8 protein-coding genes are annotated in these 15031 nt (G+C 39.1%); 7 read left to right on the forward strand and 1 reads right to left on the reverse strand.

The features are described from left to right. The first annotated feature begins 10 nt into the window (after positions 1 to 10). From A6M13_RS03345 to A6M13_RS03370, 6 genes are all read left to right on the forward strand, one after another. Positions 11 to 2464 (forward strand): hypothetical protein, encoded by a 2454-nt coding sequence (locus tag A6M13_RS03345; protein WP_066542864.1) that lies wholly within the window; start codon positions 11 to 13, stop codon positions 2462 to 2464. A gap of 90 nt (positions 2465 to 2554) precedes the next feature. After that, complete coding sequence (locus tag A6M13_RS03350; protein ID WP_083998203.1) at positions 2555 to 3595, forward strand: CAP domain-containing protein; 1041 nt, start codon at positions 2555 to 2557, stop codon at positions 3593 to 3595. 228 nt (positions 3596 to 3823) lie between these two features. Beyond that, positions 3824 to 4843 carry a C40 family peptidase gene (locus A6M13_RS03355; protein WP_066543660.1) on the forward strand — a complete coding sequence of 340 codons (1020 nt, stop codon included), beginning with the start codon at positions 3824 to 3826 and terminating at the stop codon, positions 4841 to 4843. Positions 4844 to 5131: 288 nt separating this feature from the next. Next, positions 5132 to 7093 carry an N-acetylmuramoyl-L-alanine amidase gene (locus A6M13_RS03360; protein ID WP_066542866.1) on the forward strand — a complete coding sequence of 654 codons (1962 nt, stop codon included), beginning with the start codon at positions 5132 to 5134 and terminating at the stop codon, positions 7091 to 7093. Positions 7094 to 7284: 191 nt separating this feature from the next. Continuing rightward, a complete protein-coding gene (locus A6M13_RS03365; RefSeq protein ID WP_066542868.1) occupies positions 7285 to 9009 on the forward strand; it encodes a hypothetical protein in 1725 nt (574 codons plus the stop codon). Positions 9010 to 9157: 148 nt separating this feature from the next. Next, entirely contained in the window at positions 9158 to 10189 is a 1032-nt protein-coding gene (locus tag A6M13_RS03370) for an acyltransferase family protein (protein ID WP_066542870.1), read from the forward strand. A gap of 103 nt (positions 10190 to 10292) precedes the next feature. Here A6M13_RS03370 and A6M13_RS03375 read toward each other — a convergent pair whose 3' ends face one another. Further along, a complete protein-coding gene (locus A6M13_RS03375) occupies positions 10293 to 12287 on the reverse strand; it encodes an S-layer homology domain-containing protein (RefSeq protein ID WP_066542872.1) in 1995 nt (664 codons plus the stop codon). Positions 12288 to 12532: 245 nt separating this feature from the next. Between A6M13_RS03375 and A6M13_RS03380 the strand changes: the two genes are divergently transcribed. After that, positions 12533 to 14836, forward strand: coding sequence for an S-layer homology domain-containing protein (locus tag A6M13_RS03380; protein ID WP_066542874.1), 2304 nt, complete (start codon positions 12533 to 12535; stop codon positions 14834 to 14836). The last annotated feature ends 195 nt before the right edge of the window (positions 14837 to 15031 follow it).

Below are 15031 nucleotides of genomic sequence, written 5' to 3' on the forward strand. Positions count from 1 at the left end.
AATGAAGACAATGAAACGAATTGTCGCAGCAGGTGCACTGATTGGATTATTGTGGCTAACACCTCAACCAACAGAAGCAGAAGAAGGTTGTATTCAAGTTGTCGATGATATAAGTGTAGAAAACTTCAATTTAGTATTAAGCCAAATAGACAGTTGCCAGCCAGCCGCAGCAACTGCTGAAGCACTGCAAGCACATAAAGATACACTGACAAGTTATGAAGCAGCTTACCGAAAATTTACGCTATCAGAAAAACGCCAAGTGGTTGGTTATGACAATGTCACAGCGAAGAAGGAATATATTGATGCGATTTTAAAAGTGACCAATGCACTGGATGACATGCGCATTGCGACGAGTGCCACATCATTTAGTAGTGCTATTTCACGCATTCGCACGGATTATATTGCGTTATCTGCAGAACAGCGTGAGTTTGTTTATAACAGTGACAAGTTAACGCAATTTGAACAAATTGCGACAGCGATGCAACATATTGCTAGCATTCGTGTGAGTGATGCTCCTGCTTTATATAAGGAAAAAATTCGTGTCGCACGTGTCACATATAATGCCTTACCAGAGGCATCGAAACAATGGGTTGGCAATTATCAAACACTGCAAAATCATGAAGGAACGCTAAATGGTGTGCTCAATATGGAGATGTTAATTAGCGCATTGCAAGCACGCGATGTTGCCAATTTAACAGATGAACAAATAGCTTCATTTTTAAATGATTTATCAATAGCGCGCACAATCTATGATGAAATGTCGTTTACCAGTCAAAAGCTTGTCGAAGGCTTTGAGATTGTCGAGCAATACGAAAAAGGGCTAGTCAATGCGTTAAAGGTAAATGATACGATTAATGCGATCAATCCATATGATCGTAGCTTTTATACAAAAACGACGTTAGCAGTGAAGCAGTATGAACGCTTAAGTTTGGCTGACCGCCGCTTTGTACAAAACTATTTGAAATTAGAAACATATATGGAGCCAGCCAATATTTTTAATGAACTCGCAAAGTTACGTACGACAAGCCGCACATATGCAGCGGGTGTTGTTGCATTACGTGCGCGCTATGATGCATTAACGGATGCCCAAAAGCTGTACGTAACAAATAGTGCATTATTAACGGAAGCGGAAGATAAGGTCATCGCAGCTCAAGCAGTGGAATCACTGATTCGTGATATTCCGAGTGCGCAAGCGAATGTGTTTGTCGATGCGGTAGCGGAAGCAGAAGAAGCATATAAAGCACTCGATGCGGGGCAACGAAAGCTTGTCGGCAATTACGCAGATTTACGTGTGTTCCAAAAAACGGTGAAAAACGTTACACGTGTGGAGCAAGCCATTGATGCGATTGATATTGACAACACGAAGTTTACGAATTTAGTGACGAGCGCACAACGTTTATACGACCGTTTATTACCGACTGAGCAAATTTATGTGCAAAATAAAGATGTGCTAGAAAATTATGCGCCTGTCAGCCAGTTTTTAACGACGATTAGTAAATTACGTACAACATCACGGACATATCGCGACGATGTTTTATCGTTACGCCACCAATACGAGGCATTAACGGAAGAAGCGAAGCGCATTGCAGAACCATACGGAGCACTTGATAAATTACAACAGGCGGAGACGATGATTGCGCAGGCAAACTATGTCGATGATAAAATTGCGCAAGTGGGCAATGAGCCAGAGGAGTATTTTATCGCGCGTTTAGCTGAAATTCGTGCATACTATAATGACTTATCAAAAGAGGCACAAAAGCTTGTGCTTAACTATAAGCAATTACAAGCACTTGAAAAAGAAGTGAAGCCTGTATTAACCGTGGCTGCATTAATTGTAGATATGACTGAGAACCCACGTAGCTTAATGGCTGCGTTTGACAAAGCACAGAAATCATATGCGCGTTTAACGCCAGACCAAAAACGCCTTGTGTATAATTTTTATATTTTCGAAGACTATGAACAACCCGTAGCTGTATCGAAAAAGATTAAACAACTAAGACCATCAAATCGATATTTCTTAACGGATTTAGCAGATGCACGTTCGATGTATGATGGCTTAGAAGATGAGCAGCAAAATATGGTTGAAAATGTACGTGTTATGATTGAAGCAGAGATGGAAATGCGCGATGTCAACCAAATTGTCAATGGCATTCAGCATTTATCGGTAGCGTCTGAAAACTACGTGCAAGAAGTGCGCAATGCTGAACAGGGCTATAAACAATTAGGGTCATCGTATCGTAAATTAGTCGTAAACTACAATCATTTAAAAGACGCGTTAAAGCTTGTCAAGAAAGTTGAGCGTGTTATGACGCAAATTGATGCGATTGAAACAACAGTACCAGCAAAACGTGCGTCAAAAATTACAGCGGCACGTAAAGCGTATGATAAGCTGGATGACCACAATGAAAAACCACACGTGTCAAATTATATGAAACTCCTTGAGTTTGAACTAACTAACGAGTGAAGAAATGGGGTATAGAAGTGTAAAGCTTCTATACCTTTTTTGTGATGCTTTTTGAAGAAGGTATGTAATGGATTGGAAGAGGTGGTTTTAATGAAACGAATTATGGTAGTGATGTTTTTATGTTGTTTAGTAAGCCCGCACGTTGCACAGGCAGCGTATAAGGATGTACCACATACACATTGGGGGAAAGAAACGGTAGATTGGGTCATTGAAGAAGGTTATATGACGAGCTATGACGGTTACTTTTCACCGAATAAGCCAATTGCTCGTATTGATGCCATTGTGGCACTTGCTAAAATGGCAGGTATTCATGAGCAACCAGTTACACGCAAGCTTGCGTTTACCGATTTACAACCGACCGATAAAGGTTATTCCATTATTGAACAACTTGTTACACGTGAAGTGCTTGTAGAGCAACAAACATTTCAACCATATGAACCGATTACACGCGCACAATTATCGAAATTGCTAGCGATGTTATTTACGATTCAAACTGACTATAAAAATACGAGCCACTTTACAGATGTACCAAATACGCTATGGGCGAAATCCTATATTGAATCATTAGCGGACATTGGCATTATCGACCGCACGCAACATTCTTTTTATCCACATCGTCCTGTTACGAAAGTGCAGCTGGCTGCGTTTATGCACCGCATACAATCATTTGAACAAAAAATGCTAGAACATGACGTTATCTACGACTATTTACAAAAGAAATATATTTTTACGTTTAATTATAGTGACAGCTGGGTAAAAAGAGTTATAGACTTAGTGAATATTGAACGAAGTAAAGAGAATCTCTTACCTTTAGTATTAGACGAACAGTTGTCACAAATTGCGATTATTAAAGCAATGGATATGAAAGACAACCGTTATTTTGAACATAAGTCGCCAACATACGGCTATGCGTGGGATATGGCATCGTTATTTAACTATCAATTCCAACGCTTTGGCGAAAATATAGCGATTCGTTTTCAGTCTCCAGAAGATGTCGTATATGCTTGGATGAACTCTGAAAAGCACCGTGCGAACATTTTAAAGGCTCATTTCACACATATTGGCATCGGTATTCAATATGATGAAGTGGAAAAGCAAATGTATTGGGTTCAATTTTTCGCAACAAAATAGCCATAAAACCGTACACGAATATTACAGGAACATTACAAAAACGCAATTTTACACAAAAAATTGCGTAAATTTACACGCCATTTTTATGCCTAAACCGCATAAGGACGGCGTTTTTTGGCGTTCTTACAATTCGTTACATAAATGAAAAACTATAAAGAAAAAGAATATGGTACTCTTAAATCAGGTCAAAAAACGGACCCAGAGTCTTGGAAGGAGCATATCATTCATATGTCTAGTCTTAAGAAAAAGATTTTATTACCAGTTTTTGCAACATTCATGTTCATTGCAGGTGTAGGACAATCACAGCAAGTAGAGGCATCATCTTCTGTAACAGTGAAACAACTTACAACTGAAGCATATAAATATATCGGCATTAAATATAAATACGGCGGTACAACAACTCGAGGGTTTGACTGCTCAGGATATGTACAATACGTATTCAAAAAATTAGGATTAAACTTAACACGTACAACATCTACACAATATCGCCAAGGTACAGCCGTAGCGAAGAAAAATCTTATTCCAGGAGATTTAGTATTCTTCAACACGACAGGTCGTGGTGTATCTCACGTAGGTATTTACTTAGGGAACAATAAATTCATTCACTCAGGCGTAAGCCGCGGAGTACAAGTAGTTGGCTTAAATGATTCATATTGGGGCAAGCGATACATAGGCGCTCGTCGTGTAGCAACATTTAGTCAAGAACAAGCGCCAGTAGTACCACCTGTAGTAGAAGAGCCAGTGGTGGAAACACCAGTTGTAGAAGAGCCACCAGCATCTTCAGCAAACTCTAACAATGCAGCAGGTGAAGTAAAAGGTGACGAAATTGATTTAACTGTATTTGCATCTCGTGCAGCAGTAGCAGAAGAGATGGCAAAAGCATTAGGTTTAGATGCAACACCTCGTGAAACAGGTTTTGACGATGTACCAGCAACACATCCACAATCAGGTTCAATTGCTGTGATGCATGAATTAGGTATTTTCTCAGGAGATGAAGGCAAGTTCAATCCATCATCACCAATTACACGCGCACAAATTGCAAAAGTATTCGTAAATGCATTTGATTTATCACAAAAAGGTGATTATTTAACATACCCTGATACAGCGACACATTGGTCAGCTGGTTCGGTCTCAATTTTAGCATCGAACAACATTACAACAGGTAAAGAAGACGGTACATTTGGGATTAATGACTACTTAACAAACCGTCAGTTAAGCACATTTATCGAGCGTCTGAATAATTTATAACATGCACTAAAAGATTGTTTCGTTTACACAAGTTAATATCACTTGTTTATACGGAAAAGCTTTTTTCATGCATACTTGAAGGGGCTGTCCGAGAAGTTTTTCTGGGACAGCCTATTTTTATGAGTACAACGAGCGAGTTGTTGTATAGCATTACTGATTTTATTCGTAAACTTCGGCCATAGCATCTTAGCTGTTCCATCATATACCATATTTGTTGCCAAGAAGGTAGGCAGATTGGTCCGATGTTTATTATAGAAGTACACATTTTCATGAGGAGGACGGTTCATCTTGTCACTTAAAAAACTTAGCGTAATGCTATTTGCACTTGTGCTGGCTTTCACAGCAATGTTTTCGGTACAAGCAAGTGCAGCAGTAAAATTCACAGACGTACCACAAGGTTCTGATGGTTATGATGAAATTAACTATTTAGTTAACTTAAATGTCATTAAAGGGTATTTACAAAATGATGGCACATCATTATACCAACCACAAAATGCAGTAACACGCGCACAGGCAGCTAAAATGGTTATTGAAGCTTCTGGTAGTACACCTTTGATTGTCAATGAGGCATCATTTGTAGATGTTCATTTAGGTACAGAGCAATCGGGCTATATTGAGCGTGCTATGCAACTAGGATTATTTGATATTAATAAAGGTGGCTATTTCTGGCCAAACAAACCTTTAACTCGTGACGAAATGAGCTATGTATTAGCGAAAGCATTCAAATTAGATTTAGAAAAGACAGCAAACCATGCTTCAGGTTTCTCGGATATTACGTCAAACCATAAATACTATAAGTATATTAATGCGATTTACTACAACGGTATTACACAGGGGGATAGCGGTAAATATTTACCGAATAGCTCTGTAACACGTAAACATTTCGCATTATTCGTAGCACGTGCAACGAGCGAAGGCTTCCGTTTAGATTTACCAGTACAAGGTGTAGACGTTGATAACAACGATAAAGCACTTGGACAAGTATCGGTAACGGCTGCTGAATTAAATGTACGCCAAGAAGCTACGTCAGCAAGTTCGAATATTATTGGTCGTGTGAAGAAGAGCGATATTTTAACAGTGTACGGTGAAACAGGTAACTGGTTAAAAGTATATTACGAAGGTAAATACGGCTATGTTTCACGCTCATATGTGAAGTTTTTAGATGCGGACAATCAACCATTAGGTGCTGTACAAGGACAAGTTGTTGCACATGCAGCAACAGTAACAACATTCAGCAAAGCAGCAACAACATCTACCAAGCTAGGCACATTTAAAAAAGGTGCAACAATCACAGTTTATAAAACATTAGATGGTTGGTATTTAACGAAGATTGGTAACTTCCCTGCTTATGTACAAATTGGGGATACAACTGCTCCGACAGTGGAACAGCCACCAGCTGTAACACCACCGGAAGATTCAAAGCCGATTGAAGAAGTCCCAACAAAACCAACGAAGCCAGAAAATCCGGTAGTCGACAATGAAAAGAATGTTGTAAAAGGTCGCGTAACGGTGAATAGCTTAAACGTACGTAAAACAGCGTCATCGTCTTCAGCGTCATTAGGTAAATTAGGTGTAGGTAACGTTGTAACGGTTCATGATATTAACGGTTACTGGGCACATATTACAACACATTCAGGTATTAAAGGGTATGTGCATAAATCATACTTAAAATTACTGAACCAATCAGGTAGTGTTTTAAAAGACCGCGTTATCGTCATTGATCCAGGTCATGGCGGTAAAGACCCAGGTGCAGTAAGTAGCTCGTATACAGAAAAAGCAATTGTTTTACGCGTAAGTACTTTACTAAAAGAGAAGTTAGAAGCTGCAGGTGCAACAGTAAAACTGACACGTACAGGTGATTCATATCCATCATTACCAGAGCGTGTAGCCTTTACAAAAGCAAACTACGGTGAAATTTTCTTAAGTATTCACGTAAATGCAGCGACATCTACAGCAGCAAAAGGTGCAGAGACATTCTACTCAGTATCGAGCGGCGATATGTATAAAGAAGATATCGACTTAGCGACATTTGTAAACAATCAAATCGTGAAAAATGCAGAAATGGCAAACCGTGGCGTAAAGAAATATCCATACTATGTTATTAACAATATGGTGATTCCAGCTATTTTAGTTGAGCTTGGCTTTATTTCAAATGCACAAGACCGTGAGAAATTAGTCAGCAGCACATATAATGAAATTTATGCACAATCAATGTTTAACGGAATTGTCCAATACTACAGCAAGCAATAGTTTTTACACAAACTCCACTCATATGCCTCGGCTCATGAGTGGAGTTTTTTTGCAACTTCAGTGACGACGATTCGTCTACATAAAAAGAATTATATAGCTCGTTCGAACGTTTTTTGCCCGTACGCTTTATAATTAAATGCAGTTCTTATATAATGAAAGTTGAATGACTTACAGTAGAGAGGGAAAATCGGATGAAAATTAAATCTTTTGTCTCGGTGTGGGTAGTAGGCACACTTATATTGCTTGCTGGGTCGTACTTGCTTGAAAGTTGGCTACAAACGCGTAGCGAAGAAAAAGTATCAGCAGCGATTGAGGAAGCAACATTAGAGGTTCAAGTGCGTGATGATATTTACTTACGTTTTGCAGGTGGCTTCGAATATGAAGAAATCGGGCATGACACAGAGGAAAAAGTGAACGCAGTTGATGAAACCTTTACGTACCATATGACACGTGAGACGGACGAAGCAACACGTGAAGCAACAGGAAAAGAATTTGAAGATATGGGTGAAATTCAAGTGGTGATTCGTACTGTTGATAACGGTGACCAATTTGTATTTACACGCTTCGATAATAAATGGGATTGGGGCTTTGAAGTTCCTTACTATATCGTCTTCAAAGGACAACAAGAATATGATTTCTTTGCCTATAAAGAGCGTGTAGAGCGCGAGCATGATAATGTGTTCGGCATTGACTACACATCAAATGTAAAAGGCATTTATACAATCGGGGATGATGACTACGAAATTATGGTGTCACAAAACTTTGTGTCAAATGAGCAAAGCTGGCGCTATAGTAACGGTAAAGACAGTGTCCTACGTGAATATGTAAAAGAAAACTCTACTGGTGATGTTGAAATTGGAACGGACGAGGTAGCATTTGAACTAACGTTAAATACAAATGTAAAACGTCAAATTAGTGAAAGCTGGTTTATGTTATCAAGCGACAATTTATTCAATACAAAAGAAGAAATGCAGTCGTATAAAGATTACACAAATTACCACTATGTACGCTCACAAAAATGGCTAACTGCACAAGGGAATTACTCAAAATTACCATGGGCAATTGAGCCATATACACAAGTGGGCTACGGACGTAACTTAGTCAACCAACAAGGCACATACTTTGTAGACCAATATCCAGAAACGAAAGACCGCTTCTATTACAATATGATTGTGACAGATACGAACTACTTAATGGATATGAAAGATGAAGGCGATGAGCTCTGGTATACAGAATACACAAGCTCATGGCTAAAAGATAATTACGGCATTGTAGCACCGTACACAGATACACGTCATAACGAAAATATTGCACAGTTTTTAGTGAAGGCTGGCGAAATTTTAGAAGATGATGAGCTGACGGAAATGTATAATTTATACGCAACGTTCTTAACACAGCAAAAAGCAGCGGGTAATGTGTTTGAAACGGCGAATGGTTATTACATTTTAGATTACTACGCACCAGAGCAATCAGAAAAAACACATGCGTCACTGAACCACATTTTAGCGGAATTAAACTTCTTACTAGAGTCATATGACTTATCGCAAAATGAAGCGTATTTAAATACGGCATTAGCGATTAAAGATGCGGTAGAGGATACAGGCTTAGAGTGGATTAACGAAGCAACAGGCGACTTCTGGTATCAGTTAAATCCAGGTGAAAATGGTACGTATACATTCAAAGATGCTGATTACGAATATTTAACGTTAGAAGATATGCTGTATTCATTAGAGCTATTTAAAAAGTTAAACATTCCGTATGATGTGGCATTATTTGACACACTTGTAACGTCAAAAGTAGGCTATATTACAAGTGAAGAAATTGAAATTACACGTACAGTCGTAGAATCATTAGAAGCACAAGGCTTTGGCGATTTAATCGCTGGATATGAGCATGTAGTAGATGTAGCAAGCTAATATTGTCGAAGTGGCAGGAGAAATGTTTCGATTTCTCCTGCCACTTCTTTTTTATGCCGAAAGCTTTATTTTACGTTTTTGTAACAAATGTCCTAACATAAGAATAAGGTGCTATACTAGATAAGGAATCTAAAACGGAGATGTGACTATGATCAAAGAATGGGATTTATTACGCGCAATTGCCTGTGTCAGTATCGTACTACTACATACAACTACATGGATTATTACATTACAAACACCGGTAGAAAATGAAATGCTAACGTTTTTACGTTTAATTTTATGCTTTGCAACACCAACATTTATTTTATTATCCATTATTATTTTAGCGAATCGTTACCCAGACCAACTACCGAAAAAGTTTTGGTCTTCACGTTTTTTATACATTTATTTGCCGTTCGTCGCGTTTAGCGCGATTGATGCAATTAATCGTATGAACCAATACAAAGGCTTTTGGGAGTATTTTTATAATAATATCGTCCTTGGTCGTTTTACAGGATGGTTTATTTTAGTCATTTTCCAGCTATATTTCTTGTATTGGATTGTGACAAAATTTAAATGGACTCGCTGGATTATTTTCCCGGCAGCGATCGTTATTTCGTATATTCATTTTCATGGGCTTGTGTTTTCTGAGGAATTTTACAAAACATATGAATTAGAGTTACGTATTTCAGCAACAATTTGGCTTATGTATTTTGTGTTCGCATACTTTGTTGGTCGTTATTATCATGTGCTTGCACCATGGCTCCTAAAAGCGCGCTACGTACTGCTTGTGGTCGTTGGTGGGTCATTGTATTACTTATATGACCGCTTTGAAACATTAAATGTGATTGTCGAATCTCGCACGATTTATTTAGTGCCAACTGTTATTGCATTAACATTAGCGATTTTAGCTTGGGGACAACTCGTACCAAAGTTAAAAGCGGTGGATTTAATTAGTCGTTATGCATTTGCGATTTATTTAGGGCATTGGCAAGTGATGGTGTATATTGCTGAACCGATTGTGTTAGCGTTTGAAGAAACGTACATCCGCATACCGCTTATTTTCTCTATTTCGATTGCCGTTAGTATCATATTTGCTTATGTACTGCAGTATATTCCTGGTGGGACATTTGTTGTTGGGAAAATTAAAAAGCAACGTAAAAAACCTGCGAAGAAAGTATCGGAGGCTGCGAAAGCATAAAAAAGGAAGCTGTTTAAAGCGCTCAGGCGTTTTGAACAGCTTTTTACGTTTTCATGAAAAGACCTCCGAAACGATTTTATTGTTTCGGAGGAGGGGGTACGTGTTATTTTGTTGTTTCGATAATGCGTACGTAATCGACAGGAACGAATCCTGAAACGACACGGTTGTTTGTTCGTTTATCAGAAATGATTTCGTAGAAGTTTGAGTTTACATTGCTTTGAATAATGACTGGATAATTTGCTCGTTTATAGTTGTATAAAACGCTACCGCTATTAATCGTTGCGATTGAGTTCACGGGTGCGATTTTACGCGTTAGGCCAATTGTATATGAGTTTGACGCATCTTTTCGTCCAAGCGCCTTATCGATACGGTAATAATGACCTGCTGCTTTTGCGCCCCAATACGGATCTGACGCATATTTGACGTTAAAGCCCATCGCCTTTGAGCCAAATACAGAGCCGTTTGCAAATTTACCACCAGGCTCGATATAGTTCGGTAACCAATAAGCTGTTAACAATTCACGAACGCTATGTTCAACGTCGTCAAAGCGGTCATTTTGGTCACCAGTATCGCGTACATTTAAACCAAATAAGTTATTGAAGTTTTGCGCTTTTGTACTCATGCCGTAATTACTTTCATTAAATGAAAGTGCAATGACCATTAAAGCATTCACACCGTAGCGTGCTTCCATTTGTTTTGCAATCGTACCTAACCCGATAATTTTACTTTTTGTTGACGCATTTTTAAACGCTGAAGCCCCAGTAGACTCCAGTTCTTTTAAACGCTTTAGTAAATAACTATCTAATTCGGCTGCGGTATATTTTGTTTTTGAGAACGCAGGTAAAAATTGATAGTAGTTGTAATAGTCAAAGCCAACACTTTTATCTTTGTTCGTAAAATAAATACCATTCCAACTATAGTATTTTTCACCTTTTTTCATTTGAGCAGGTGCTTTTCCGACAATATAGCTACTCGTTACGCCACCTGTACGTAAATTTGCAACTAAATTATGCACAACTTCACCATTATTATTGACAGTATAATGGTCCCGTTCTTTAATTAAATCGGTCGGCTCCAACGAAATATTACTATTGATTGGTAATGTGCCAATTTGCCCAGCAAAACTTACCGTTACGGTAGAACCATTACTGCTCATATATTCCATTTGTGAGCCTTGTGCAGCGCCAATCATTTCACCTGTGCCAGTAAGACGAATTTCAACATATTTATTGGCAAGCACGACACCGCTCTTCATATAAATGACACGTGCATTTTTGTCCAGTACGATTTGACGTGAGTTTTGAATCGATGCGACTGCTTTTTCAAATGTCGTATATGAACGTACTTTTGCTAGCTTATAATTTTGAATGTTGAACACCGAGAAATCGCCAAAGTCTTCTCCTACATCTGGAGCAGGTGTAGGTGGAACGGGATTAGGCGTTGTCGGTGGTGTAACAAGTTGCTCAGGTTCAGGCTTTGTTAATGGGTCATTAACAAGTGTCATAAGTCGGTAAATAAAGGTTGCGGCATGTCCAACGGTTGCATTATGTAATGGTTTGAAATAAACGCCATCTACTAATGGTTCTCCTTTAATGATCCCTAATGAAGAGCCGATGCCTACTGCTTGCTGATGTTCAGCATAAATTTTATGTGCATCTGCAAAGTTTAACTCGAATTGAACATTTGATGTATCAATTTTTAAATATTGTAAAGTGCGTTGCAGCATACGTGCCATATGTTGACGAGTAACATAATCATTTGGTCGAAACGTTCCTTCTGGGTACCCGCTAATAATACCGGCTGCAGCTGCACTACGAATGGCTTGGTCTTGCTTTGTAGAACCGATTACATCGGAAAACGTTACAGTTGTTGAAGTAGGTAAATCTAATGCAATTGATATATATGAAGCAAATTGACCGCGCGTCACCGTTGCGTTTGGATAATAGTGCCCACTGCTGTCTGATTGAATCGCGCCTTTTTCAATCAAATAACGTAACCCTTCTTCGTGGGTAGAGCCAGTAATATTATCCGCAAACGCTGATGTGGAAAATAATAAGCTAAAAAATATGATTGAACAAACAAGGTATATTTTCTTCAAAACTTCTTTCCTCCTAAGATACTATAATCCTACCAAATGTACGTCCGAATTAGTAGGTAAAATAGTGTGATAAAATAAGGCGTATTTTCGACTAAATCGCATGTTCGTAATAAGACTTAATATCTTTTTTTATCATGATTCCTGTTCGATAGTGTTTTTTGCGTAAGTTTGTTATGCTAATAAAAAATAAGAAAAGGCAGGTGTGCTCATTTACGAGCTAAATGATGATAAAAAAGAGCTGGAAAATGCCTTTTGTGGCAACGGCAATTTGTGCAATGTTTGTCGTGCCAACAAATACAGAGGCGTCTAAAACTACGATTACTACATATCCACTTTCTTCTGGTGTTACGTATGAACAATATCAGTATCAAGCATCGTCTGTGACGAATAAAATTAATCATTTAACGATTGATTTAACCGACCCATATACAAAAGTAGGGCTTGGTTTACCGCCAACACAAAATGGACGTATGACGACGACAGCAATGGCAAACGCACATTCAACGGAAGGACATCGTGTTGTAGGTGCGATTAATGCTGGCTTCTTCGATATGTCTGTTGGCAATCCACTTTTATTATTAGCTGAAAATAATGAAATTATAAATGGTGGACGTATTTCTGTTGGTGCAGATGAATTTGTAAATAAGCCATATGCATTCGGAGTGAAAGATGATGGCTCTCCTGCCATCGAATTGTTCGACTTTGATATTTCGATGCAATATGGCGGTCAAACATATGAACTGTCAGGTTTAAATCGAAAACGTTATGATAATGAGGCGATTGTCTTTACGCCGCAACATTATTTATCGACAACGGGGCAAAATGCTTACGGTGTCGAGGTCGTAATAGATACAGGTAAAGTTATTACCGAAAATTCATTTGGTCAAACATTAACAGGAAAAGTTACGCATATTTTCCCATATTCAGAGAAATGGCCGGCTCAAATTCCTGAAACAGGCTTCGTGTTATCGGTACATGGTACCCCTTGGCGCGCGATGATGGAAAATATGAAAGTAGGCGAGGAAGTAACCGTTGACTTCTCGATTAATGAAGAATGGAATAATGCCGACTTTATGATTGCGACAGGTCCACTATTAGTACAAGATAATCGTGTCAATTTACAGATGGATCCGAGCAGTGCGCGCGCGCGTGAGGTTGCACCACGTACCGTTGTAGGTGTTGATGAAGATACAAATAAAGTACATTATATTACAGTTGATGGTCGTCAAAGTGCATCTCGCGGGATGAATATGACGCAGCTTGCCAATTATTTAGTATCGATTGGTGTTGATACAGCCATTAATTTAGACGGTGGCGGTTCGACAACGATGGGAATCCGTAAACATGGCAGCAATAATGTTGTACTAGCGAATGTGCCATCAGATGGTGGTGCACAACGCCGCGTATCGACAACGCTAGAAGCGATTAGCACAGCACCAACAAGTGAAGCCGCACGCGGTACTGTGACGCGCTCACGTGTTGGGACATTTTTAGTCGGTGCAAGTGCCTCGGTAACGAGTGTCACAAATGTGATGGATAAGTATTATAATCCGATTGTTGCTGAAAAAAGTAAGCTCGCGTTAACATCGGAAAAAGGAACAATTTCATCAGACGGTTTAACGTATAAAATGAATGAAGTCGGTACAGACCGCTTGTACATTGCACATGGCGGTTCGATTTTCCAAACGTACCCGATTACGACAGTAGCAGGTCCATCACAGTTTTATTTAAAAGCGACAGCGACAACTGTAAAGCCACAGGAAACGATTCAATTTAGTGTCAATGCGCTTGACGAGGCAGGAAAAGAACTGCTGTATGATAAATATCAATTAACATACGAAGTAGAAGGCGATATTGGAACGATTGATGAAAACGGTAAATTTACTGCTAATACAGCAGGTGGCGAAGGGAAAGTGATTGCACGTTTAGGCGATAAAGCAGCAGGTGTCAAAGTAGTGGTTGAAAAGCCAGTTGTTGAAACACCAAAGCCAACGCCAACACCGGAGCCGACACCAAATCCATCACCCGTTCAATTTAAAGATTTATCAAGCTCGTATAAATACTTAGATGCTGTGACATATTTAGCTGAAAAAGGTCACTTTACAGGCTATACAGACGGTACATTCCGTCCGACAGAAGTATTGTCACGTGAGCACGCGGCCGTTATTATTAGTCGTATTTTAAATTTAAATGCGGACGATGTAGCAAACCCGAACTTTACAGACGTGCCGACAACGCATCGTTATTACAAACAAATTGCGGCAGTTCAAAACATGGGCATTATGGACGGCTTCGACAATCAATTTAATCCGTCACAATCATTAACACGCGGACAAATGGCGAAAATCATTACGCTAGCATTTACACTTGAAGGTGATGCACAAAAAGTGTTTACTGATGTGTCGACAACTGCGTGGGAATATCCATTTGTACAAGCACTTGCAGCAAATGATGTTACAACGGGTTATACGGACGGCTCATTTAAACCGAAGACGTATATTTCACGTGAACACTTTGCGTTATTCCTATACCGTACACTTACAAAGTAGTGAATGTGTAATGGAGCGTCATTAAATAGAGTAATAAGACATTGGGACAGAAAGAAATATCCTTCAGCAACGACAACTGCTGAAGGATATTTTTCTACCTTTAAAAGCTCATGCTCTTGCGGTACGTCGTCGCAGAAAAACAATTCTACTCTTGCTGAAGTCGCCACTTGTATCGAAACGGGCTAGCAAATTGTT

Source organism: Caryophanon tenue (assembly GCF_001700315.1).
GTDB lineage: Bacteria > Bacillota > Bacilli > Bacillales_A > Planococcaceae > Caryophanon > Caryophanon tenue.